Below are 25073 nucleotides of genomic sequence, written 5' to 3'. Positions count from 1 at the left end.
GAGAAAGGTGACTGAAGAATAGAACTACATGATATTTTCCTCTCTGTATATACTAAGTTTGAAATTTACTTGCGAAAAGTTATGGAGGTAAACATGAAAAAATCGGGTGAAATCCAAAAACGACCTAAAGGCCTCGCAAGCGCCAAGTATGATTCTCGGAGTGCGGAATTTAAGCAGAATCAAAAGAAGGATAAGGAAATGAAAGAAAATTCTAATAGTGATCTCTAGAAATCAAGCCTCAGCCATTGGCTGGGGCTTGATTTCTAGAAAAGATCATATCATGATTGCAAATTAGGACAGATATCGATATATTTAAATGATAGGAACAAATGATAAAACTAGAAATGGTGTAAATGGAGGCTTCATAATGAAGAGCGTTACCGAGCGATTCTTAGAGTATGTTACATATGATACACAATCTGATGAAGATGCTTCAGTGATCACAACTCCCGGTCAGCAAGAATTAGCTAAAATTCTTGCTGGAGAATTAAAGGCCATGGGCTTGGACGATGCATCTGTGGACGAAAAGGGTTATGTTATGGCCCATTTGCCCGCAAATACGACAAGACAAATTCCTTCTTTGGGTTTTATTGCTCATTTGGATACTAGCCCGGATATGCCGGGGAAGGGTGTAAAACCACAGCTCATTGAAAATTATGAAGGCGGAGATATTATTCTCAATAGCGAGCAGAATATTATCCTTTCACCCCATGATTTTCCCGAACTCCGGAGCTACCGGGGGAAAAGCTTAATTACCACAGATGGTACGACGCTTTTGGGTGCAGATGATAAAGCAGGAATAGCGGAGATTATGACGGCCATTGATTATCTCCAGAGTCACCGTGAAATTATGCATGGAAAACTATGTTTTGCCTTTACCCCTAATGAGGAAGTCGGCAGGGGAGCAGATTATTTTGATGTTCGAAGGTTCGGGGCTGAATTCGCTTATACTATTGATGGAGGTTCTATTGGAGAATTAGAATACGAGAATTTTAATGCGGCAGGAGTGAAGATAAAGGTTAAAGGGAGAAATGTTCACCCGGGATCTGCCAAGGGCAAAATGATTAATGCCATTTTGCTTGCTCAAGAATTTATTCTGCAGCTGCCCAAAGACGAAACTCCAGCCAATACTGAAGGATATGAAGGATTCTATCATTTAACGGACTTCCAAGGTAACGTAGAAGAAACAACCCTTAAATATATAGTCCGTGACTTCGATTTAACTTCTTTCCAAAAAAGAAAAGAGAACTTACAGAGAATTACCAATGAGCTTAATGAGAAGCATGGAACGGGGACTTTTTCTCTAGAAATTAAGGATCAATACTTTAATATGAAAGAAAAGATAGAGCCTGTAAAGCATATCATTGAAAATGCGGAAAAGGCAATAAAGGAAGTAGGAGTTGTGCCGGATATCCGACCGATTCGAGGAGGAACGGATGGAGCCCGACTGTCATTTATGGGGCTGCCTACTCCCAATATTTTCACGGGAGGACATAATTTTCACGGGAAATTTGAATTTATTCCTACCTTTGCCATGGAGAAAGCAGTTGATGTTATTATAAAGATTGTGGAAATCTATTCGACAAAGGCCTAGGTCTTGTCAATTGTCCATGAATTTGTGGAGATAAAGATATTTATTACTCGGATGAGAACGTGTGTTCTGCGTATTCTGTCGAATACTTAAACTTGCGAAAGATTTAAGGGGTTGAATCTATTTGGCAAAAATTCAGTTAATAGCCACCGCCGCCTTTGGTCTGGAATCTGTTGTGGCTCGAGAGCTAAAGGCACTGGGTTACTTCGATCAAATTGTTGAAAATGGTAAGGTTATATTCGAATCAGATGAGTTGGGGATTTGCCGTTCAAACATTTGGCTGCGAAGTTCAGACCGGGTATTGTTAAAAATAGGATCTTTTAAGGCAATGACTTTCGAAGAGCTTTTTCAAGAAACTAAAAAATTGCCATGGGAAGAGTGGCTCCCTGAGGATGCTAACTTTCCCGTCCAGGGAAAATCCATTAAATCGAAACTATTCAGCGTTTCTGACTGTCAAGCCATTGTTAAAAAGGCAATCGTTGAAAGGCTGAAGGAAAAATATGGCCGAAGTTGGTTCGAAGAAACCGGGCCCCGTTATCAAATAGAGGTTGCCCTATTAAACAATCAAGCAACTTTGACTATAGACACTTCCGGGCCGGGTTTGCACAAACGGGGTTACCGCAAACTTGCGGGACAGGCTCCCCTAAAAGAAACATTAGCAGCCGCTATGGTTCAATTAAGCCATTGGCATAAAGAGCGGGCATTATTAGACCCTTTCTGTGGGACTGGAACAATTCCTATAGAAGCTGCTATGATTGCACTTAATCGGGCACCCGGTCTTAAACGCAGCTTCGCGGCTGAAAAGTGGCAGAACATTCCTAAGTCGTTTTGGCAGGAGGCTTTTCAAGAGGCCCTTGATTTGCAAGAACACAGTACGGATCTGCATGTCTATGGTTCAGATATTGACGGTAAGGCCTTAGCTCTGGCGAGGACACATGCTCAAGAGGCAGGTGTCAGCGACATCATTCATTTCCAGCGTTTGCCTGTGGCTGAAGTCAGATCAAGGTTCAACTATGGACATATGATTGCCAATCCCCCTTATGGAGAACGTTTAGGCGAAAAGGACGAAATTGAACAACTCTATCTTGACTTGGGTGAAACATTTAAACGCTTGGAGAATTGGTCTCTTCACTTCATTACCAATCACCAATCTCCTGAACGTTTAATTGGCCGGCGTTGGGATAAAAGCAGGAAATTATATAACGGACGATTAGAGTGCCATTACTATCAATTTTTCGGACCTCGGCCGCCGAAAGAAAATTAGTCGAGTGCGGCTTAAAAACAAGAAGAGTAGTGTAAAAACTTAACTCGAAAAACATAAAGCTGGTTCAAATAGCAAAGGCGTTATCCTTTCACTATTATGAGCCGTCCCTGTCAAACAGACAGTGAGCAGAGCAATTATAGTGGAATGACAACGCCTTTTTTAACGATTAGTTATGCCAAATGGCACACAACAAGTTTTGGTACAGCCTCATCCTGCAGTGATTGGTTATTTTCAGAGGTTTACGGCCAATGTCTATTGGACACGAACGGGTGGTTCTCCTTTTAATGTTTGAATATCTCTCAAGGCTCGTTGAACTTCTTCATCGAGGCCTTCAATAGCAATTACAACGGCACCTTCCGAGCCATCGACTCCACCGGCAGCAATACAACGGGCTTCTACATCATATAATGTTTCCAGTGCTGTCAGCTCTGTGACAGGGGTTGCTCCCAACATGGGAACGAGCCCTACCTTATGTCCCAAGGATTCATCAACCGATGATTTAGTCATGAATTCTACTGCCTGACGAACATCTGGAACCATTTTTTCAAGGCCGATAGGTACGATTAACTTAACCCCGCGGGCATAAAGGATTCCTTGGGCTGCACCTATGGTTCCCCCTGCAGAATCTGAAACCATCACTGCAGCTAAGCTTGTGTGATCTATGGCATTTCCTCCTTTGATAAAAACATCGTCGGATTTTAGCTTTGGCAGATAGTCCTTCCAGGGAGTCTCTATGGCTTTTCCTTCGACAATTACATAGGGAGCTGTTTTCTTTGTCGAGCGGCTAACCCCTAATTCCCCTTGAGTAACGATCCCCATGGTGTAGCTTGTCTTGTCTTCGATGGATATGTTCAATAATTCCTCGGCCACAAAAGCGTTGGTTGTTCCTCCGGCAACAATAATGGCATGTTTGTCTAAAGCATTTTGCACACAGGGCAATCCTTTAACGCCTTTCGCGATGAGACGTTTTGATTCACAGGTGGTTAAGGTAATGAGGGCCTTCATAAATAATTCCTCCTTGAAGTGTTTTTAATCTAATTATGTAATTATGTTAAACGAAAAAAATAATTAATAAAAGATATAATTATGATTTTTTGCTTGTATACTAAGAAATAGTTCATGAAATGCAAAAATAAAATGGTTAACTTATTATAATTATGAAATATCTGACCATTAAGCCTATTTCGAATTAAAAATTAGTTATGTGCATCACTAAGATACAATTATATAATGAAATGGTAGGATAAGAAATGATAATTTTACAAGCAATAATAACTCAAATACACTTAAACGTGATAATAATAACAAAGGAGGTTGACAGTTTTGTTCCTTAGTTTAATTGGTTACGCGGCCATACTCCTTTTTCTTGGTCTATCCGCTTATAAGGCCTATCAGTTCTCAAAATTACCATTACATGGACGAATGGAACTATACCCGGTACCAAAAGAAAAAGGCTTTGAGCACGGAGGTTCTTTCTATGAGGAGATTTCCTGGTGGACTAAACCCCGGGAAGTTTCGCATGTTCGGGAAATTGTCGAGATGTTTAAGGAAATTGTTTTCATTAAAACGTTGTTTGATAACCAGCGTCCATTCTGGTGGCTTTCTTATGCCTTGCATTTAGGCATCTATTTTATTGTTGTTTGGTCATTATTATTAGTTGCCGGGGCAATTTCTATGCTTAACGGAATTGTAATCGCTGCAAACAGCACGAACCTCTGGGGACTTTTGGTATTTTATTTAACCTATATTACTGGGATTATTGGACTTGTATTAGCAGCGCTGGGATCCGGGTTATTAGTTCTTCGTCGTATGTTTGACAATACTCTGAAAAAGTATACGACACCACAAGAGTACTTTAATCTTTTGCTGATTTTTGCTGCAGTAGTAACCGGAATCTTGACCTGGAGCAGCGATTTTTCATTTAATACTGCTCGAGAAGTTACAGCGGGCATCATTACCTTTACACCTTTTGCTGCCAGTGGTCTCTTAGTTTTACACGTTATTTTAGTCGGAATTATGCTTATATATATCCCTGTAAGCAAGATGAGTCACTATGTAGGAAAGTACTTTACTTTCCATACTGTTCTCTGGGACAACAGCCCTAATCTTAGAGGAAGCGCTATTGAGGAAAAAGTGAAGGCGGCAACGTCTTATCGCCCAACGCATACGTGGTCTGCCCCGCATATTCAGGCCCCGAAGAAATAGCATTACATTCCTAAGTGAACTTTTTGGAAAGAGGAGAGCTAAATGTTAGATCAAAAAGATTTACGCCCGAAAGATTTGGGACGTCCGGATGAACAGTTGATTAAACTCGAAACTTATAATCTTATGCCATTATTGCCTCCCTATGACAAACCGGGTATGCAGCCGCCCTTTACGGAACCTAAACCGGCTTGGAGAGAAAAATATTGTGCTTCTTTAGATGGCTTTATCGGACTAGATACTCTTACTCGTCCTCAAACAAAAGAGGAAGAGGATGAATTCGTCCGGAAGTTTATAAGTGGCTTAGAGAAAATTTTTACAGATGCCAATAATGGGATATTAGAACCGCTCTTATTGTCTTTTGAATATTGCGCTAAATGCAACACATGCTCAGAAGCTTGTCATATCTATAAAGCTGCCGGGGACAACGAGCTTTATCGTCCGATTTTCCGGTCAGAAGTTCTTCGTAAAATTTTTAAAAAGTATTTTACCAAGAGCGGAAAGCTCCTTGGCGGTTTTGTTGGGGCTGACATCGATGTCAATTGGGAAACAATAGCACGTTTGGGCGAGTTGGCTTACCGTTGTAATCTCGACCGGCGTTGTGCTCAGACTTGCCCCTTGGGCTTAGATAATTCGATCCTCTCAAAAGAAATCCGTAAGATCTTCAGCCAAGAATTGGGGATTGCACCGACACCTCTGCATAATAAAGGAACGATGCTGCAACTTAAGACGGGTTCTTCCACAGGGTTAACAAAACCGGCTTTCTTGGATACTTTAGAGTTTCTGGAAGAAGATACTGAAGAGAAATATGGTATTAAACTAAAGTTCCCAGTTGATAAAAAAGGTGCGGACATTCTCGTTTTGCATAATGCCGGAGAATTTATTGCCTGGCCGGAAAATCCGGTTGCCTTTGCGATTTTGATGAATGAGGCAGGCTTGAATTGGACACTCAGCAGCGAAATGATGGGGTATGACAGCGTCAATTATGGTCTGTGGTACGATGACTATCAAGCTAAGCAAATTGCTTTGAGTCAAATGAAGGCTGCTAAAGCCCTTGGTGTTAATCGTATTATTGTCGGCGAGTGCGGTCATGCTCATAAAGCATCCATTGTTGCCGGCGACCGTATGGCATATGGCGATGCTAAAGTTAATGTAGAAAGCTGTTTGCCGCTTCTTTGGGATTTAGTGCAGAGCAAGACCTTGAAATTTGATCCCAGCCGAAATAACTTCCCAGTAACCCTTCATGATCCCTGTAACGTTGTCCGCCAAATGGGCATTGTTGAGCCTCAAAGAAATGTCTTGAGGGAAATTTGTCCGCAGTTTAGAGAAATGACACCCCATGGTGTTGATAACTATTGCTGCGGCGGAGGCAGCGGCTTCGCTATTATGAATTCTCAAAATTTCCCGCAATTCAGAGACAATGTGGCTTCCCGCATGAAGTTCAACCAAATTCTTGGGGCTTTCCAGGGAAAAATGGAAGATACCTCTCTGGTTAAGTATATATGTGCTCCATGTTCTAACTGTAAGGGAGCTATGCGGGCAATTTTAGAGCATTTTGAGGCTACTGAAAAGTTTAACCTGCAGTACGGCGGTCTCGTAGAACTTATGGTTAATGCTTTAGTGAGCATGAAAAAGCCCTTCTTCGAATTCTTAGAATAGTTGTCGGAATACGATTAGTTTATGGACCATTTCAATGATTTGAAATGGTCCATAGTTAGAATTGAATTGCAAGCAAATAGGAAAAATTGATTAGGACGGAACAGGTTAAGGCAATAGAATTATCAAAAAATCAAGTCTCTTGCTGATCATATGGTCTGACTATTAGACTGGTTTTTCTTAATTTAAGGAACATTCGTTCTTTTATGTTTGTTTTGTAATGACTTAAATTCTTTATTAAAATTAAAAATGTTGTATGAAAAATCCCCTATGCTTCTTGTATTTAACACCCGGTTGTCGCCAGCTGACGTACTTTTAATATAGATGTAATTAACAGTTGGTACCACGCTTAAACTAGTAATATTATAATTAGTTTTGCGTATTGTACAATCGTAATTATATATTGTACGTATAGAATACAAGGTGTTAAATTAAGAATATGAACTAGTGTTAATTTACACAAGAAGATTTTCTCCAATTTTTCACAATGTTCATTTATTTGCTACTTCTCTTTTAAAGTTAAGGAGGTGTAATTAGTGTTTATCGTATCAATTGACGAGGATCAGTGCTCTGGCTGCAACTCATGTACTGAAGGGTGCCCAGCTCACCTGCTTGGCTTTAACGATGACAAAGCACAAGTAGTCGGCGACGAATCAGAATGCATGGGTTGCGAGAGCTGCATTTCTGTATGTCCGACGGGTGCTATCACAATTACCGAAATGTAAGAACCTGATAAACTAAAAGACGGAGGGTGTGCAATGACGGAAAAGAAAACGCCGCTACTGGACGAGTTAGAAAAAGGAAAATGGCCCAGTTTTGTGACGGAAATGAAACGCGCTGCAGTTAAAACTGAATCTGCCAGCGAGTTGCTCCAAGTCTTGGAGAGATCCTATGTAGAGCACAGAGGACACTGGAAACATGGTGGAATTGTAGGAGTAAGAGGTTACGGCGGTGGTGTTATCGGCCGTTATGTTGATGAGCCGGAAACCTATCCGAATGTTGCTGAATTCCACACAGTCCGCATCAACCAACCATCAGGCTTTTTCTACAACACGAAAACACTTCGTACAATTTGTGATATTTGGGAGAAATATGGCAGTGGCTTAACCAACATGCATGGTTCCACTGGAGACGTCATCTTACTCGGCTGCAAAACTGAAGATATCCAAACAATCTTTGATGAGTATAGCGAAGCTGGATTTGACTTGGGTGGTTCAGGTTCCTGCCTGAGAACCACTAACTGTTGTGTAGGACCTGGCCGCTGTGAGTATGCATGTTATGATACTCTTGAAGCCTGCTACAACATTACGAATGAATTCATGGATGAGCTTCACCGCCCAATGTGGCCATATAAGAGCAAAATTAAGTTCTCAGGCTGCGCTAATGACTGCACAGGTGCAATTGCCCGTGCCGATATCTCCGTAATTGGAACCTGGCGTGATTCTCTCCAATTCAATCAAGCTGCTGTCAAAGAATATGCAGCTAAGAACTTTGATATTCAAGGTCAGGTTTGTGATAAATGCCCAACTAAATGCCTGACTTATAATAGTGAAAAACAAGAACTTTCTGTTGTTGCTGAAGATTGCACACGTTGTCATCACTGCATCAACATGATGCCGAAAGCAATCAAAGCCGGTAAGGAAAAAGGTGCTACCATTCTGATCGGCGGTAAGTCAACAATCGTTCAATCCGCATTTATGTCTTCAGTCGTTGTACCTTTCATAAAAATGGAAGCTGAAAATGATTATGAAGAATTCAAGGATCTGGTTCGCCGCGTATGGGATTGGTGGGATGAAAACGGTAAGTCTCGTGAGCGTCTCGGTGAATTAATCTATCGCGTTGGAATGGGCAAATTCCTTCGTGAATGTGAAATTCCTGCAGTACCGCAACAAGTCTTCCGTCCGCGTGCTAACCCGTATGTATTCTGGCAACAAGATGACCTCGACAGGTCTGGAACTGCTCTTGATGGTTCGAAACTCTAATAAAAATAAGTAGCTTACGAGAGGTGGATAATCATGGCAAAGTTAGACCAAGGACCTCCTAATTATAAAGAGATGCTTCCCCAAGTAATCTTAGAAAACTACGGCAAATGGCAATATCATGAGATCCCACAGCCGGGTGTACTCAAACACGTTGCAGAGAGCGGCGCTGCTCTTTACAGTGTGCGTGTTGGTTCTCCGCGTTTGGTGAGTATCGATTTCATTCGTGATATTTGTAATCTTGCTGACCAATACTGCGATGGACATCTTCGTTTTACAACACGTAACAATGTTGAATTCTTAGTGTCTGATGAGGCAAAACTTAAGTCTTTGCTTGAGACTTTAAATGCTCAAGGATATGCAGTTGGTGGTACAGGAGCTTCCATCAGTAACATCATTCATACTCAAGGTTGGGTACACTGCCATACACCTGCAACGGATGCTTCCGGCGTAGTTAAAGCAGTTATGGATGACTTATACGAGTATTTCGATTCCATGAAACTTCCTGCTAAATTAAAAATGGGCTTAGCTTGCTGCTTAAACATGTGTGGATCTACACACTGCAGTGATATTGGAATTGTTGGTGTACACCGTACGCCTCCTCGTATTGACCATGAAAAGCTTCGTAAAACAACCGAAATTCCGTCACTCGTCGCCAGTTGCCCAACTGGTGCGATTCGTCCAGATCCGAAGAATAAGAGCGTTATCGTTAATGAAGATAAATGCATGTATTGCGGTAACTGCTATACTATGTCTCCTGCTATGGAAATCTATGATCCGAGAAATGACGGTATTGCCATCCTCATCGGTGGTAAAGTTTCTAATGCCCGTACGGCACCGAGCTTTTCTCGCATGGTAATTCCGTTCCTGCCTAACAATCCGCCGCGTTGGCCAGAAGTTACTGAAGCTATTCGCAGTATCATCGAGCTTTGGATTGCGAATGCAAACAAAGGTGAACGTCTGGGTGAATGGATTGAGCGTATTGGTTGGGAGAAATTCTTCAGCTTAAGCGGACTTCCTTTCTCGGAAATGCTCATTGATGATTACATCTTTGCGCGTGATACGTTCCGTACAGCAGCAGGATTTAAATTCTAATAAAATTTAAGGGGGTACTGACCAATGGGAAGAGGACCTGCGAACCCCGAAATCAAAGCTAAAGTTCTAGAGTACTTGGCAAAGGTTGACAAAGCTAAAAGTAGAGACGTTGCAGTAGCCATCGGTGAGAAAAAGAGCGATGTAGATGACGCTGTAAAAGAACTTACTGCAGAAGACCTTGTTGAATATCTCTATATTACTACGACCTTTATTTGCTTAAAAGGTAAGGTAAAAACACCAAATTCATAATGATTGATCGACAAGATCTTATCGTTAGAATATCAGATTAGTCCGTTGACCATCCTGCCTCTTGATCCTGTTTCTGCTGATTATTCGATCAAGCATACTCGGGAACGAGGGGCGGGTGGTCAATTTTCTTCTTACTTCGCAAGCCTTGAATCATTGTTCCAAGAAAGGTGTGGATGATGTTGACATTGTCAGAAGGTTCTTCCTTAAAAATTAAAGAAAACAGCTATAACGTCCCACGCTTAGTTATTGGAGCGCCTCAAGGGAGAAGTGGTAAGACCACCTTCACTTTAGGCTTGTTGAGAGCTCTGTCCAGTCAGGGTATAAAAGTTCAGCCATTTAAGAAAGGTCCGGATTACATTGATACCAACTGGCATACTGTTGCCGCTGGGACTGTAAGCCGGAATTTAGATGCCTATTTTATGACCCAGCAAGAACTATGTGAGTCAGTTTTTTGTCATACTCGTGATAAGAATGTTGCTGTCATCGAAGGTGCAATGGGTTTATATGATGGGTCTGATCTGAAAGGAAGCAGTTCAACGGCAGAGATTGCTAAGATAACTCGGACCCCAGTTCTTTTAGTTGTAGACGCCACTCGTATGACCCGAAGTATTGCTGCAATGGTCATGGGGTATCAGCATTTTGATCCTGATGTTCAAATCCTTGGTGTTGTTCTAAACAAAGTTGCCAGAAACCGCCATGAGAAAGTTGCTCGTGAATCCATTGAAGAATTTTGTAAGGTCCCAGTGGTTGGGGCAATACCTAAGGATCTTAATTTAACCATTCCTGATCGGCACCTTGGCTTAATTACCAGCGGAGAGATCCATGAAACAAATCAATTATTGGACTACTTTGCTGAAATTATCATAAAACACGTCGATCTTGATCTTGTTCTGAAATTAGCTCAAAGTGCACCGGAAATCCCGAATATATCAGATTATTTTAAAGTTAATCAAAGCGAGGTTCCTAAAGTTAGAAGTAATGCACCTAAAATTGGTATTATTCGAGATGCTGCTTTTAGTTTTTATTATCCGGAAAATATTGAGGCCTTGCAGCGTCAAGGTGCTGAACTTGTCACAATAAAGGCACTCTCTGATGATAAGCTGCCAAGTGATCTGGATGCCCTATATATTGGAGGAGGCTTCCCTGAAGTTTTCGCAGCAGAACTTGAAAAAAATCAATCAATCAGGGAAGAGATTAAGGGCTGCGCCGAAAAGGGACTCCCTATTTATGCCGAATGCGGTGGATTAATGTATTTAGGCCGTACCATACGAACCTCAGATCAATGTTATAATATGGTGGGATTACTCCCTTTTGACACACAAATGGAACGAAAACCTCAAGGCCATGGATATACACTAATGAAGGTAAGCCAAGCGCAACCTTGGTTTGATCAAGATACGGAAGTTAAGGGACATGAATTCCACAATTCTCGAATTATTAACTTGCCGTCTGAGATAGAATTTGGTTTTCAAGTTAAACGTGGACATGGAATTGACGGGCAAAGTGATGGGATTTGTTATAAGAATGTATTTGCTTCTTATAATCACCTTCACGCCATAGGCTGTCCGGCGTGGGCTGAGCGTATGGTTGAACTTGCCTTGCTATATAAACAAAAGAAATGGCTATCTATTGAAAAGGTAGCAGGTCAGAATTAATTTATAATCGGTCCTTTAATACTCCTTTAATGTGCGAGTCCGATTCTAAGACTAACCAATTAGCTGCTCATAAGAAATGATTAATTCATTTTTTTCAGAACTACCTTGATTGATTAAATTAGATTTATTATATAACTCCGCAAGCAATGAAATGCGGAGTTCTTAAATTTTCAAGATTATATTACGAAAAGAAGGTTGGCTCGTCTGGAATAATCTTTCTGCTAATGGTATTATAAAGATATACGATACCAAACTGATTAAATTTATGAATAACCCTAATTAAAACCTTAGCAAGACTATTTATGGATATAAATCTAGGAGGGAGACATACCATCATGGAACAACACTTTCTTGTTTTTAAAGAAGTGGCGGAAACTAAAAATATTACGCTCTCTGCGAAGAAACTCCATATGAGCCAATCTAGTATAAGTTTGCAGATCCAAAACCTGGAGAATCAATATGGCGCTCGTTTTTTTGATCGGACCAATAAAGGGGTAACCTTAACAAAAGAGGGGGAAATTTTTTATACTCATGTACGCAGTGTTCTGGATATCCTTATGAATGCTAAGGAACAGATCAGTGCCTTGTCAAAAGGTCGCAGGGGCTTAATTTATTTGGGTGCAACGCTGACAATAGGTGAATATATTCTTCCTAATATTCTGGCATATTTATATAGAAATCATCCGGATGTGGATTTTAAAGTTAAAATTGCCAATACCGATTCTATATCGCAAGATGTTCTGGAGAAGAAAATTCATATCGGCTTAATTGAGGGCCCAGTCCCACGTCATAAAGATCTTAATGTTGAGAAATTTTGGGAAGACGAATTAGTGGTTGTCCTACCGTATTTTCATCCCTGGGCATCCAGAGAAAGTATAACCTTAGCTGAATTGCCTCACGAACGCTTAGTTACTCGTGAAGATGGTTCCGGGACGAGAAAGGTTATGGAGATGGCCCTTAAGGAGCGAGGACTTGAACCTGAGCAATTAAATATCAGTATGGAGTTGGGAAGTACTCAGGCAATCAAAGAAGTTGTGGCAGCAGGGTTAGGAATAACGATTATTTCCTCACTTACTGTACGGCGAGAATGTGATCAAAAAATCTTTAAATCGTTAAAGATTCAGGATGCTCCGGTTTATAGGCCTCTTAGCATCCTGACCAATGCTCAGCCAAATGCCCAGTCTGCTCAAAGTAAAGACGAGCGCTTATTAATTGATTTACTTCATGATCATAGATTGCTGTCCAATATTTTAAGTAAAGACTATAATGAATTGGATAGTATCGAATAAGTTTTTGTTATCGATCTATGATACGAGTTTGAAGAACGAGGGAATAATATGAAACAGGACTGCCGTATAGGTTTGGTTCAGATGGAATCTCATATTGGAGAAAGAGAAGCTAATTTCATGAGAATCACTCATCTTGCACAAGTGGCCTGTAAGGAGAAGATTTCCTTTTTGTGTTTTCCCGAATGTGCTTTAGATGGATATTCACCACGTGATGCTGCTGAAATAGGGGAACCATTTACTTCTTCTGCAATGAAGCGTTTGAGAGAGTGTGCCGAAGATCTTGGAATTACGTTACTTGTTGGACTTGTCGAGCACGACAGAAAGGTTGCAAAGCCGTATATTTCTCAAGCTGTATTGTCTCCTGGAATAGAGGATATGGTGTACAGAAAAGTGCATTTAGGAAGAAGTGAGTTGGATTATTTTACGCCAGGTGATCAATTTCCTGTGTTCAATGCTCATGGAACAACATTTGCTGTTGGAATATGCTGGGACTGGCATTTTCCGGAAATGGCAGCTATCTATTCTTTAAAAGGTGCGGAACTTATTTTTGCCCCTCATGCCTCTCCTGTGGTAGCAGGTGATCGTAGAGAAATTTGGTTAAGATATCTGGGAGCAAGAGCTTACGATAATTCGGTCTATCTGGGAGCTTGTAACCTTATTGGGAGTGACGGAAAATCGAAAGAGTTCAGCGGCGGAACTTTGACCATTGGCCCTAAAGGGGAAGTAATAACTCAATCCGAAATTTCCGGAGAAGGAGTTTTCTGGGCTGATTTATCTGCTGAGCGAATTAACAAGATTCGTCAATTTGATCGCACTTCAATGAGGGACAGTTTCTTTCTCGCAGACAGGCGTAAGGAGCTCTACCGCGAGTTAATTGAACTTGATGTTCAAAGACCGAGTCGGTAATTTATTCACTGATGGTCAAGCTTTCTATCCAATATTCGCTCCAAGTTATCGACAATGATGGTTTATTATAAATATGTTAACCCATTAAAAAACCTTTCTAAGATAATTATCTTAGAAAGGTTTTTTTACTATCAGATCTTCATGCCCCTTAGCAGTATTACTGATAAATGGGGAATTAAGGCATTATTACGCGCCGGAACTACCAACTGCTGCGAGAACGTTGCTGGTAGCAATCCCGGCAATATACGGGTTTGTCGCCGGATGGCTGAAATGGAACCGTTGTTTCTTTTCCACAGGTTGCACAAATTGCAGAGAACATTTCCCTAGGTTGTCTGGAAAACCCATTGCCGTTTTTCCTGGTTTGGGCTTTTCTGGCGGCTCGGCATTCCGGACAACGGCCAGGCTCGTTTGTAAATCCTTTCTCAGCGTAGAACTCTTGCTCAGAAGCGGTAAATTCGAAATCCCGACCACATTCTTTACAAGTTAAGATTTTGTCGTTAAACATAAAAAAACCTCCGAATTATTATTACCCGCAACATGGGAAGTTCAGAAAGTTCTTCCCATAGCCTGAGGCATTCGAGAAGGTCTGTGCAAATTCCACAAGTTCTTCGAGCAATTTTATTATAGTCAAAGAATTATTAATAGTCAATTAGCAACAACCAAAAATAAAAAAATTTATCAATATTTGGATATTAACACTCGGGGATATTTATTGAAAAATATCCCAAATATAATATAGTGACATAAATTATTAGACTTAAATTAATTATTAGATTTAATTTAATTATTAGACTTAAAGTTAACTAAATAGCATAATATTTAGCCTATTAACGTTATCGGGTAGGAGGGATGAAGTGGAAGAGTGCCACTGCGAGATTATACCAGAGCGTATTTTAGGGTTACAAAGATTGGAGGATTTATTTAATTTAAAGGGATACCTAATTTGTCAGTCCACGGGAGATAAGATTTATGATTTTGATCAAGTCGTTGCTGTTTTCATTCCCATAAGTCCAACTATGGAGCAGGTTATGGCTGTTCATACAGATCATGCTCGGGACTTTTTACAAAGAAACCTTTCGTTTCTCTTTCCATAAACAATTAGGGATTTCGAACAATGCTTTAATACTCAATGATTATTCGTGGCGCTCATAAAATTGGGCAAAGACATTTTTTATTGCTAAATGGTCTTTAACTCCCCCAAGTTCCCGTATAGAATGCATGGCCAAGATTGGGTTTCCAATATCCACAGACCGAAGATTAAGATGGGTGTTTATGATGGGGCCAATGGTTGAACCTCCCCGCTCATCAGATCGATTAACAAATTTTTGGACAGGAATACCTATACTCCGGCAGAGGGAGGAAAAAATAGCTGCCGACTCAGCGTCCGTAGTGTAGCTCTGATTAGCGCTGTATTTTATGACCGGGCCTTTATTGAGAAGAGGATGGTGGCTTGGGTCATGTTTTTCCCCTGCATTGGGATGAAGGGCGTGAGCCATATCTGCGGATATAAAAAATGATTGAGCTAAGGCTCGGAAATAGTCTTCCCGGCCTTTTTTCTGGGCGATTAGAATTCGCTCAAGAACATGAGATAAAAGAGGTGAATTTGCACCTTGTTTTGATGTGCTGCCGCATTCCTCATTATCGAAACAGGCTAAAACTTGAGTTGCTAAGGCTGGTTTAGCGTTAAGTAAGGCCGAAGTGCCGGCATGGACCATTGCTAAATCGTCCAATCGCCCGCAGGAAATATATTCCTGCTGCAAACCTACAAAGCACCCGGGTTGTTTATCATAAAGGAAAAGGTCAAAATCTAAAATATCTTTCTGGAGACATTGGAAATGATCTGCCAAATGTTCAATAAGTGCTCCTTCTTTTTGCAAATTCTCTTGGATTTGAGATAACAAAGGAAGAAGGTCTTTTTGTCTGTTTAATTCAACACCTTCGTTTACTTTTTTATTCAAATGGATGGCTATATTAGGAATAATGAGCAAAGGGTCTTCACTGCAGTATAATTTAATTTGAGGGGAAAATGCTGAAGGTCCCCGTAAGATGACTCGACCGGCTAAAGAAAGAGGACGATCTAACCAGGTATTAAGAATCGGACCTCCATAGGTTTCAACATTAAGTTTTATATATCCTTCAGTTGACATTTCGGGTAATGGTTTAATTCGAAACGTCGGACTATCTGTGTGTGTTCCAATTAAGTGAAAACCATCGTCCTCCGGTTCTCCCGAACCAATTATAAAGGCTATGATTGCCGAGTTGTTTTGAGTGACAAAATATTTTCCGCCAGGGATGAGTGACCACTTTTCCGAGAGATTTAAGCTTTGGAAGCCGGATGGCAATAATAATTTTTTTATACTTTCTACGGTATGAAAAGAAGAGGGGCTTTCCTCAACGAACTTTAGAAGTTCGCTGGCAAATTGAACCTCTTCCTCTGTAATTATCGATCTTAGCATGGTGAGGACCGCCTTTCTATGCTGAAATAGTTGCTATTTTGCGAAACAAATATTACCATTAACTATAATATCAGCTTATTCACCGAAATCAATTTATTAAAGAATAATTAGTTAAGTTTTACGCTGAAACAAGATGCGGTTAGAGTAAGATAAGTAAAGGCGAGTTTTGAATTATGGAATCTCTAAAAATAATTACCTTAGCAAAGATTCAATTGTCTGAAATGGTGGAAATCTGGAATCGCTGTTGGCAAGGATACTACTATGATATGACTTATAGTTATGAACAGATGAAATTTTGGCTGGGTTTAGGTAAGGTTGACCTGGCAAATTCTATTGCTCTTTATTCACATGATCATGTTGTAGGGTTTTCTTTATTAGCTGTCGATAATTTTGAAGGTTGGATTGCAGGAACTTGTATTGAGCCTCAATACAGGGGTAGGGGGCTTTTTGAACCGTTAATGGAGTCCCAGATAAAACGAGCTGAAAGTATTGGTTTGAAAAGATTATATTTGGAAGTTATGGTCCAAAATCCTGCTCAAAAGGTTTATGGTTCTGTTGGCTTTAAGAAACTACGTCAACTTCACATCTACCGAACTGCTTCCGGAATCACTGTTCCGTCAAAACCATCCACGATCATGCCTTTTAAGCAACTATTAATGTCTGAGTATTTTGAGAACCGCCGGCAGGCATCTATTAATCCTGCTTGGCAGCGTCGGCAAAACTATTTAGAACGCTATGGGAATGCCAAGGCTTTTATTAATTCTTCCGGTACCGCAGGGATTCTGATTGTAAGACAGAAGAATGCGCCAATACTCGATGTATGGAGTTCTAATAATACGGGTGCTGAGGAAATAATCTCAACGATTTTAACAACTCTGAAGAAGGGATTTTCCCTTCTTAATCAACCGGAAGATTATATCGTTGCTTATCTTCACCAGAATGGGATCCCCTCTCACGCCCAACAGTATGAAATGTGCATGGAACTGGCATAATTCTCTTCCTCAATCATATAATGATAGAGTCCGGTCATTTAATGAAAATTTTGGGTTGTTTTCAATTAATTACTTTGATGTATTTCTTGCAAATTACTTGAAATGGCGTAAAAACAGCGCTATAATTAAAAAACATTAAATATTCAATCAATTGTTAAGAAAGGAGATTTTTATGACGAAAAAAGAGCAGCTAATGATCAACGCAATCTTGGAATCTATCGGTCTTGAATCAATTAAGACCGATCAAACTGAGAGACCTCTTCATCAAAAAGGATAAGCAGTTACGAAAGGGAGCGGTGTTTTGGCCCGAATTCGAATCCTTAATTGTAACCTCGAAGAGAATGCATTCTTGAAAACCAGAAATTGAAAGCGAGTTTCTTATATAATAACTATATAAGATGCTCGCTTTTGCATTCAGGGAATAAAATGATGTGTTTTTGATCAATTGAGTTGAACATTGATGAGTTAAGTTGTTCTGCCTATTGGGTGTGTGTTATACTCACTTGAAAAGATATTACGCAAGCAAAGAGAATTGAAGGAGGAATTTTAGAGTATGAGTTTCCAGGATCAATATCAAATATGGTCAGAAAATTCCTATTTTGATGAGGAAACACGTCAGGAATTAAGGCAACTCACCGATCAACACGAAATTGAGGATCGTTTTTATAAGGATTTAGAATTTGGAACAGGTGGTTTAAGGGGAATTATGGCCGCCGGTACGAATCGAATGAACAAGTATGTCATTCGCAAAGTTACCCAAGGATTAGCGGAATATATTTGCGATCATGGCAGCGAGGGGATGAACCGTGGAGTTGCTATTGCCTATGATTCTCGAAGGTTCTCTGCAGAGTTTGCTCTCGAAGCTGCTTTGATTCTTGCCAAAAATGGAATTAAAGTCTATCTGTTTGATGCTTTGCGGCCTACACCAGAGCTTTCCTTTGCGGTTAGAGAACTTCACACTCTGGCGGGAATCGTTGTCACGGCAAGTCACAATCCAAAGGCTTATAATGGGTATAAAGTTTATTGGGAAGATGGGGGACAGGTTCCCCCTGCCAAGGCGGATGAAATTCTTGCACGAATCGAAGCTCGAGAAAGTTGGCTGGGCATCGAACCAATGCCTGCTGCCGAGGCGATAGGAAAAGGTCTTCTTCTGATGATCGGAGAAGAACTTGATAATGTTTACCTCTCGAGGGTAAAAGAATTGGCACTTCATACACAGCTTGATGCACGGTATGGCAAAGATCTTTCGATTGTATATACTCCTTTTCATGGCGCAGGGAATAAACTTGTCCGCGGAGCCTTGGCTGAGATGGGTTTCAGTTCTGTGACCGTAGTTAAAGAGCAAGAACTTCCGGATCCCGATTTCACCACGATTCCTTATCCCAACCCGGAAATACCATCTACCTTTGATTTGGCCCGTGAATATGGACAGAAGGTTAATGCCGAGTTGCTTATAGCGACAGATCCTGATTCTGATCGTCTGGGTGTTGTATTGAAGGACAAAAGTGGGGAATATATTCAGCTTACGGGCAATCAGATTGGAGTATTGTTAACCTATTATGTCCTTTCGCAGAAAAAAGATTTAGGAATTCTCCCCGAAAATGCAGCAATCATTAAAACAATAGCTTCCACTGATCTGGCTGATGATGTTGCCCGTTATTTTCAGGTTAAAGTTGAGAATGTCTTGACTGGCTTCAAATTCATCGCTGAAAAGGAAAAAGAGATGGAAGATGGCGGCTGGGGTAAATTTCAATTTGGCTTTGAAGAAAGTTATGGTTATCTTGCGGGAGATTTCGTCCGCGATAAAGATGGAGTCATCGCTTCAGTTCTCATGGCGGAAGCGGCGCTTTATTATAAAAATGTTGAACATCGCAGTTTATTTGAGGTATTGGAAAGTATTTATCAAGAGTTAGGTTATTATCTTGATTCCCAAGAATCCTTGACTTTAGAAGGACATCAAGGGCACGACGAAATTCTTCGGATTATGGATTCCCTGCGAAAGGTGGAACTACGTGAACTTTGTGGTATTCAGATCGTTAAAATTGATGATTATGAACAACGTATTGGTAAAAATCTCATAACCGGTGAGTCCTATCCGCTATTATTACCGCGGTCTAACGTTTTGAGGTTTTCTTTTGTCGGAGGCGGCTTCGTTATGGTTCGCCCCTCAGGAACAGAGCCCAAAATAAAGTTTTATTTTTCGATAAAAGCAGATTCTAAGCCAGTAGCTGAGGAGGTTCTCGGAAGAGTTAAGGAAGAGGTAATGAACCGCATTTCCTTGATACGAGCTCAATAGAATTTATGAATTCAGGAGGAGAGTGTAGCTCTATCATATAGGGTTAAAGACTCTCCTTCTTTGGTAAAGGATTTCAACCGTTAAGTGTCGAATTCTCTTAGCAAATAATTTCGCAGCCCGGGATTAGACATAAGGGAGAATTCCTGATGATAAATAACGATGTTTGGTTTGCCGTTGTCAACCCTCAGTCAGCAAATGGCTGCACAAGAAAGCGGTGGCCGAAATTTTTGCAGCGTCTAGAGCAGGAAGGATATACCGTTGATTTTGCTTACACCTTGGGACCAGGTGATGCAACGTCAATAACCCGGAGGGTTTTGCACGAAGGGTATACTCGGATCATTTCTGTCGGGGGAGACGGAACGATTAACGAAGTAGTTAATGGCTTCTTCATTGATGGCTGTTTAATCAATCCAGATGCTGAATTAGCCCTTTTTTCCCATGGAACGGGCGGTGATTTTGTTCGATCTCTCTCTATATCAAGGGGAATTGAAGGTTTTATTGAGATTCTCAAGAAGGGTAGGAAACGCACAATCGATGTAGGGGAAGTACAATTTCTGGATGATCATGGACAGCCTAGAAATCGATATTTTTTAAATGTCGCCGATATCGGACTGGGAGGAGAAACAGTCAATCGGGTTAACCGGCAAAGCAAATTGCTGGGAGGGAAGATATCATTTTTAATAGGTACCATGGTAAGTATTTTCCGTTATCGTAATAAAACGATGCGTTGTAAAATAGACGACAAGTACTGTATCGAGGGACGATTAAACAGCATCATGGTGGCAAATGGACGTTATATCGGCGGAGGTATGATGATCGCGCCCAACGCAGAAATTGATGATGGCCTGTTTGACGTCATTAGCTTAGGCGATTTTTCTGCTTGGATGTTATTAAGAAATATACCCAAAATCTATAAAGGAGAACATCTGAAGATTCCTGGTGTTTCAGAACAACGTGGAGGTTCGGTTTCGATCACTACGGCGGAGAAAGCACTTTTAGATATTGACGGAGAACAACCGGGTCAAACGCCGGTTAAATTCACTATCCATCCAAAAAGTCTATGTATATGGGATGTTTGATTAGATTTGCACTAAGTTTAGATCATCTGCAGTGGGTGTGTTTGGCTCCAGAGACACTCGGCCAATCCACACTGCAGGAGTATGGGTAAGGAGTCGCAGTGTGGCGATAAGCTCATCCGCTTATCGTCATGGCCAGCGGTCTCTTCTCGCCATCCTTGGCTCCAGAGACACTCGGCCATCCATGGCCAGCGGCTGGTTGTACAACCGAAGGTTATAATTGGTGATAGTATAAAAAGGGTAGGTCTTTGGATTTGTTTCCAAAGCCTATCCTTTTTGCACTAAGATATGAAAGATCAAATAAACTCTGACCATTATTGACCTTTATGAAAAAAGAGAATATAATCTAATTGTCAAGGAAAAATAAAGCCAATATCTCCCAAACTTATAAATCATCATCCACTAACAGATAGCGTATTTGAGGTGAGACAATGGATTTTAAAGATTATTACGAATGCCTGGGGGTTTCCCCTGATGCGGATGATAAAACGATAAAAAAAGCCTATCAAAAGCTGGCAAAGAAGTATCATCCGGATGTTAATCCCGGAGATAAAACTGCGGAAACTAAATTCAAAGAGGTCAGCGAAGCCTATCAAGCAATTAGTGATCCAGAGAAACGGCGTAAGTACGATGAACTGAGGCAGGATTATCAACAATGGCAGAAACGCGGTGGACGCGGAGATTTCGATTGGGGCCGTTGGCAAGCCCATCCAGGAGAAGGAAATCATCAGACCTATTCAATGTCTCCTGAAGAGTTTGCTCAAATGTTCGGGGGTTCAAGCGGATCCGGAGGATTTTACGGGTCAGAAGGTTTTTCAGACTTTTTCTCGACTCTGTTCGGAGGCGGTCAGTCCTATGGCTTTGGAGGAGCAGGAGTAAGATCTCGCGCCGGACAGGATCTAGAAGTCGACGTTCAAGTGACTCTTGAAGAAGCTTATCATGGTACGACAAGAGTCATAAGAACCGGTGAAAAACAAATTCAAGCCAAAATTCCCAAGGGAGTACGGACGGGTTCAAAAGTGCGGTTGGCCGGTCAAGGAGGCCCGGGAATTTCGGGCGGTGCGGCAGGTAATCTATATTTAAACATTACAGTTAGCCCGGATGAACGTTTTATAAGGGACGGAGATGATTTAAAAGTTATACTGCCCTTAAACTTTTATAAGGCTGTCATAGGCGGAGAAGTGCGGGTTCCTACTTTCGGCGGGGAAGTACTGCTTAAAATTCCTCCCCTGTCACAAAGCGGTAAAAAATTCCGCCTGAAAGGAAAAGGGATGCCGAAACTTGAAAACCCTCAGCAATATGGTTCACTTTTAGCGGAATTGTCAATTATTCTGCCGGATAATCTCAACCAGCAAGAACTTGATACGCTGCGTGAATTAGCTCAAAAACGGGGTATAACTTAAATTTTAATTCTTGACATCATTTAACAGTACTAGAGAGGAGAGTGCGCCAATGTCCTTTGATACAAATCGATTTACTCAGAAATCTCAGGAAGCCATCGCCCAGGCTCAAGCAGTGACGGAACGTAATGGGAACAGTCAGGTTGAGCCAGAACATCTTTTGCTCTCTCTTTTAGAGCAGGGAGATGGTGTTGTTCCTCAAGTATTATCAAAACTAGACTTAGCTGTCGGAGCTCTTATTCAATCCCTTCGTCAGGAAATTAATCGTTTCCCGCGCATCAGCGGCGGAAACCTTCAAATTACTATATCTCCTCGCTTACGGACAGTGTTGGTTGCAGCTCACGATGAAATGTCAACTTTCGGAGATGAATATGTCAGTACAGAGCATATGCTTCTGGCTATTTTTGAGAAGGCAGGAGGGGCTGCAGAAAAGATCCTAAAACAAGCCGGGTTAAGCCGGGAAAGTCTCCTCCAAGCCTTGCGGGAAGTGAGAGGAACACAACGGGTAACAAGTGCTAATCCTGAAGGAACGTATGCTGCTTTAGAACAATATGGATTAAATTTAGTTGAACAAGCCAAACGCGGCCGTTTGGATCCCGTCATCGGACGGGATGAAGTAATTCGCCGAGTGATTCAGACTTTGTCACGAAGAACTAAAAACAATCCGGTGTTGATAGGAGAACCTGGAGTTGGAAAAACGGCAATTGTCGAAGGGTTAGCCCAACGAATTGTTCGCGGGGACGTACCTACGGCCATTAAAGATAAACAAGTCATCGCCCTTGACCTTGGGTCTATGATTGCTGGGGCAAAATACCGGGGGGAATTCGAAGAACGCTTAAAAGCAGTACTGAAAGAAATTCAGAACCGTGACGATGTGATTTTGTTTATCGATGAACTGCACACAGTTGTGGGTGCCGGGGCAGCCGAAGGAGCCATGGACGCCAGCAATATGCTGAAACCTATGCTGGCCCGCGGAGAACTGAGCATGCTGGGGGCAACGACTCTTGCCGAATACCGCAAGCATATCGAGAAAGATGCTGCCCTTGAACGGCGTTTCCAACCGATCCTGGTTGATGCTCCGAGTGTAGAGGATACCATTTCAATCCTGCGGGGTTTGAAGGAACGTTATGAGACTCATCATGGAGTTCGCATCACGGATGGAGCTATCATTGCAGCTGCCGTATTGTCAGATCGCTATATCAGCGACCGGTTTCTCCCCGATAAGGCAATCGATCTAATCGATGAAGCTGCCGCAAGAATGCGAATGGAAATCACAAGCGATCCATACGAGCTGGATCAAATCAAACGACGGGTAATGCAGCTGGAAATTGAGCGGGAAGCGCTTAAAAAGGAAAAAGATGAGGCAAGCAAAGAACGTTTGAGTAAGATTGAAAAAGAGCTTGCCAATCTCAAAGAAGAAAGGTCTGCTCTGGAAGCACAACTGCAAGGCGAGCGGGAAATTTTAGCTAAAATTCAGCAGCTCAAGGAAGAAGTGGATCGATCGAGGATTCTCATGGAACAAGCTCAGCAGCAATTAGACTATAATAAAGCAGCTGAACTGCAGTACGGTATTATTCCCGGCTTGGAAAAAGAATTAAAGAATCAGGAAGAAAAACTTCATGCTAAGCAAAATTCCCTGCTTAAGCAAGAAGTCTTGGAACAAGATATTGCCGAAATTGTCGCCACATGGACTCATGTCCCTGTTTCAAAATTAATGGAGAGTGAGATGGAGAAACTTGTTCAGATGGAAGAACGAATCCATCAACGAGTGATCGGTCAAGATGAAGCGGTACGTGCTGTTGCAGATGCCGTTCGGCGTGCACGTGCTGGATTGCAGGACCCTAATCGCCCGCTTGGTTCCTTCCTTTTCTTAGGGCCTACCGGTGTGGGTAAAACGGAATTGGCCCGGGCCTTAGCTGAGTTTCTGTTTGACGATGATCAAGCCTTGGTCCGGATTGATATGTCCGAGTATATGGAAAAACACACAGTAGCTCGTCTTATTGGAGCGCCTCCCGGTTATGTGGGATACGAAGAAGGGGGACAATTAACGGAAGCCGTGCGCCGGAAACCTTACAGTGTTATTCTTTTTGATGAGACTGAAAAGGCGCACAGTGATGTAACCAATGTTCTCTTGCAACTCTTGGATGACGGTCGTCTTACGGATGGACAGGGCAGAATTGTCAATTTTAAAAATACTGTGGTTATTTTAACCAGCAATATTGCCAGCCCTCTAATTCAAGAAATGTCCCGGCGAAATGCAGCCCAAGAGGAAGTGCGATCAGCCATCAATGAGGAACTGAGGCAACATTTCCGCCCTGAATTCCTCAATCGGCTTGATGAAGTCATTGTCTTTCATCCGCTTGACCGTTCACACATTGGCAAAATTGTCGAAATCCAACTCGGTCTTTTACGCAAGCGTTTGAGTGAGCGAAAGATATCCCTAGAATTGACGGAGCAGGCCTTGCAGAAGTTGGCAGACGAAGGATATGATCCTATTTATGGGGCAAGACCTCTTAAACGAGTGATTCAACAACGTCTTCAGAATCCGGTAGCTCTTAAATTGCTGCAAGGTGAATTCAAGGACGGACAAAAAATAGTTGTAGATGTAGATGTTTCAGGAGATTATACCTTCCAAGTATAAGTACAGAATAAGCACAAGTAAAAGAATACGAAGAATTTTGGCCATTTGTTCAGCAAAACAATATATCTTTCGGCTTCCGCTCTTAGCATTGCTAGGCGGAAGCCGCTTTTTATACTTTACATTCTATTCTGAAAAAACTGTCCCGAACACTATAGACCTCAAAGGAAGGTAGCTTCGTCCACAAGAGTGAGCTCATTGCAAGGAGAGGCGGTAAAGCTCACAAAGCTTGCGTGGGGAGAAGCGGAGCCGTGGTCCCCTTTCGCCGTCCTTGGCTTCGGGGACACTCGGCCGTCCTGGCCAGCGGTTCACATCAGGTAATTCCCAGA

General features: G+C 41.6%; 22 protein-coding genes. 19 read left to right on the top strand and 3 right to left on the bottom strand.

The genetic code is table 11. From position 1 onward, the window contains the following. Nucleotides 1-93 precede the first annotated feature (93 nt). The 3 genes from DESACI_RS25550 (at nt 94) to DESACI_RS14330 (ending at nt 2855) form a co-directional block, all read left to right on the top strand. A complete protein-coding gene (locus tag DESACI_RS25550; RefSeq protein ID WP_014827914.1) occupies nt 94-228 on the top strand; it encodes a hypothetical protein in 135 nt (44 codons plus the stop codon). Nucleotides 229-367: 139 nt separating this feature from the next. Further along, a complete protein-coding gene (gene pepT / locus DESACI_RS14335; RefSeq protein WP_014827913.1) occupies nt 368-1594 on the top strand; it encodes a peptidase T in 1227 nt (408 codons plus the stop codon). A gap of 121 nt (nt 1595-1715) precedes the next feature. Next, complete coding sequence (locus DESACI_RS14330; protein WP_014827912.1) at nt 1716-2855, top strand: THUMP domain-containing class I SAM-dependent RNA methyltransferase; 1140 nt, start codon at nt 1716-1718, stop codon at nt 2853-2855. A gap of 252 nt (nt 2856-3107) precedes the next feature. Here DESACI_RS14330 and DESACI_RS14325 read toward each other — a convergent pair whose 3' ends face one another. Further along, nucleotides 3108-3860, bottom strand: a complete 753-nt coding sequence (locus tag DESACI_RS14325; RefSeq protein WP_014827911.1) for a hypothetical protein — start codon at nt 3858-3860, stop codon at nt 3108-3110. Between the two features lie 318 nt (nt 3861-4178). On the opposite strand from DESACI_RS14325, the gene DESACI_RS14320 reads away from it, so the two are divergent. The 10 genes from DESACI_RS14320 to DESACI_RS14280 all read left to right on the top strand — a co-directional run bounded on the left by DESACI_RS14320 (nt 4179) and on the right by DESACI_RS14280 (nt 13886). Beyond that, nucleotides 4179-5060, top strand: a complete 882-nt coding sequence (locus DESACI_RS14320; protein WP_014827910.1) for a respiratory nitrate reductase subunit gamma — start codon at nt 4179-4181, stop codon at nt 5058-5060. A 42-nt stretch (nt 5061-5102) separates the two neighbouring features. After that, nucleotides 5103-6716 carry a (Fe-S)-binding protein gene (locus tag DESACI_RS14315; RefSeq protein WP_014827909.1) on the top strand — a complete coding sequence of 538 codons (1614 nt, stop codon included), beginning with the start codon at nt 5103-5105 and terminating at the stop codon, nt 6714-6716. 533 nt (nt 6717-7249) lie between these two features. After that, nucleotides 7250-7438, top strand: a complete 189-nt coding sequence (locus tag DESACI_RS14310; protein ID WP_014827908.1) for an ATP-binding protein — start codon at nt 7250-7252, stop codon at nt 7436-7438. 33 nt (nt 7439-7471) lie between these two features. Next, on the top strand, nt 7472-8695 hold the full coding sequence (gene dsrA / locus DESACI_RS14305) for a dissimilatory-type sulfite reductase subunit alpha (protein ID WP_014827907.1): 1224 nt from the start codon (nt 7472-7474) through the stop codon (nt 8693-8695). Nucleotides 8696-8728: 33 nt separating this feature from the next. Next, on the top strand, nt 8729-9787 hold the full coding sequence (gene dsrB, locus DESACI_RS14300; RefSeq protein WP_014827906.1) for a dissimilatory-type sulfite reductase subunit beta: 1059 nt from the start codon (nt 8729-8731) through the stop codon (nt 9785-9787). Nucleotides 9788-9811: 24 nt separating this feature from the next. Next, complete coding sequence (locus DESACI_RS14295; protein ID WP_014827905.1) at nt 9812-10036, top strand: hypothetical protein; 225 nt, start codon at nt 9812-9814, stop codon at nt 10034-10036. A gap of 3 nt (nt 10037-10039) precedes the next feature. Next, nucleotides 10040-10213: a hypothetical protein gene (locus tag DESACI_RS24580; protein WP_158310185.1), complete on the top strand. Its 174-nt coding sequence runs from the start codon at nt 10040-10042 to the stop codon at nt 10211-10213. After that, nucleotides 10213-11691, top strand: coding sequence for a cobyrinic acid a,c-diamide synthase CobB (locus tag DESACI_RS14290; RefSeq protein ID WP_014827904.1), 1479 nt, complete (start codon nt 10213-10215; stop codon nt 11689-11691). Before DESACI_RS24580 ends, DESACI_RS14290 begins: the two co-directional genes overlap by 1 nt. 335 nt (nt 11692-12026) lie before the next feature. Then, nucleotides 12027-12980, top strand: a complete 954-nt coding sequence (locus tag DESACI_RS14285; protein WP_014827903.1) for a LysR family transcriptional regulator — start codon at nt 12027-12029, stop codon at nt 12978-12980. Between the two features lie 48 nt (nt 12981-13028). Next, complete coding sequence (locus DESACI_RS14280; protein ID WP_014827902.1) at nt 13029-13886, top strand: nitrilase-related carbon-nitrogen hydrolase; 858 nt, start codon at nt 13029-13031, stop codon at nt 13884-13886. A 199-nt stretch (nt 13887-14085) separates the two neighbouring features. Here the strand turns inward: DESACI_RS14280 and DESACI_RS14275 are convergent, their stop codons facing one another. Beyond that, nucleotides 14086-14391, bottom strand: coding sequence for a zinc-ribbon domain containing protein (locus tag DESACI_RS14275; protein ID WP_014827901.1), 306 nt, complete (start codon nt 14389-14391; stop codon nt 14086-14088). A gap of 349 nt (nt 14392-14740) precedes the next feature. On the opposite strand from DESACI_RS14275, the gene DESACI_RS14270 reads away from it, so the two are divergent. Next, nucleotides 14741-14980 carry a hypothetical protein gene (locus tag DESACI_RS14270; RefSeq protein WP_014827900.1) on the top strand — a complete coding sequence of 80 codons (240 nt, stop codon included), beginning with the start codon at nt 14741-14743 and terminating at the stop codon, nt 14978-14980. Between the two features lie 39 nt (nt 14981-15019). On the opposite strand, the gene DESACI_RS14265 is transcribed toward DESACI_RS14270, so the two are convergent. Next, nucleotides 15020-16342: a M18 family aminopeptidase gene (locus DESACI_RS14265; protein WP_014827899.1), complete on the bottom strand. Its 1323-nt coding sequence runs from the start codon at nt 16340-16342 to the stop codon at nt 15020-15022. Between the two features lie 173 nt (nt 16343-16515). Between DESACI_RS14265 and DESACI_RS14260 the strand changes: the two genes are divergently transcribed. The 5 genes from DESACI_RS14260 (at nt 16516) to clpB (ending at nt 24747) form a co-directional block, all read left to right on the top strand. Then, nucleotides 16516-17334 (top strand): GNAT family N-acetyltransferase, encoded by an 819-nt coding sequence (locus DESACI_RS14260; RefSeq protein WP_014827898.1) that lies wholly within the window; start codon nt 16516-16518, stop codon nt 17332-17334. Between the two features lie 553 nt (nt 17335-17887). Continuing rightward, a complete protein-coding gene (locus DESACI_RS14255) occupies nt 17888-19630 on the top strand; it encodes a phospho-sugar mutase (RefSeq protein WP_014827896.1) in 1743 nt (580 codons plus the stop codon). A gap of 146 nt (nt 19631-19776) precedes the next feature. Continuing rightward, the gene (locus tag DESACI_RS14250; RefSeq protein ID WP_014827895.1) at nt 19777-20709 is read left to right on the top strand and encodes a diacylglycerol/lipid kinase family protein; all 933 of its coding nucleotides are present in this window, start codon (nt 19777-19779) and stop codon (nt 20707-20709) included. 428 nt (nt 20710-21137) lie between these two features. Next, a complete protein-coding gene (locus DESACI_RS14245; RefSeq protein ID WP_014827894.1) occupies nt 21138-22109 on the top strand; it encodes a DnaJ C-terminal domain-containing protein in 972 nt (323 codons plus the stop codon). A gap of 49 nt (nt 22110-22158) precedes the next feature. Further along, nucleotides 22159-24747: an ATP-dependent chaperone ClpB gene (gene clpB, locus DESACI_RS14240; protein WP_014827893.1), complete on the top strand. Its 2589-nt coding sequence runs from the start codon at nt 22159-22161 to the stop codon at nt 24745-24747. The last annotated feature ends 326 nt before the right edge of the window (nt 24748-25073 follow it).

The sequence above is a fragment of the Desulfosporosinus acidiphilus SJ4 genome, assembly GCF_000255115.2.
Classification (GTDB): domain Bacteria; phylum Bacillota; class Desulfitobacteriia; order Desulfitobacteriales; family Desulfitobacteriaceae; genus Desulfosporosinus; species Desulfosporosinus acidiphilus.
This window is presented reverse-complemented; position numbering and strand designations above follow the sequence as displayed.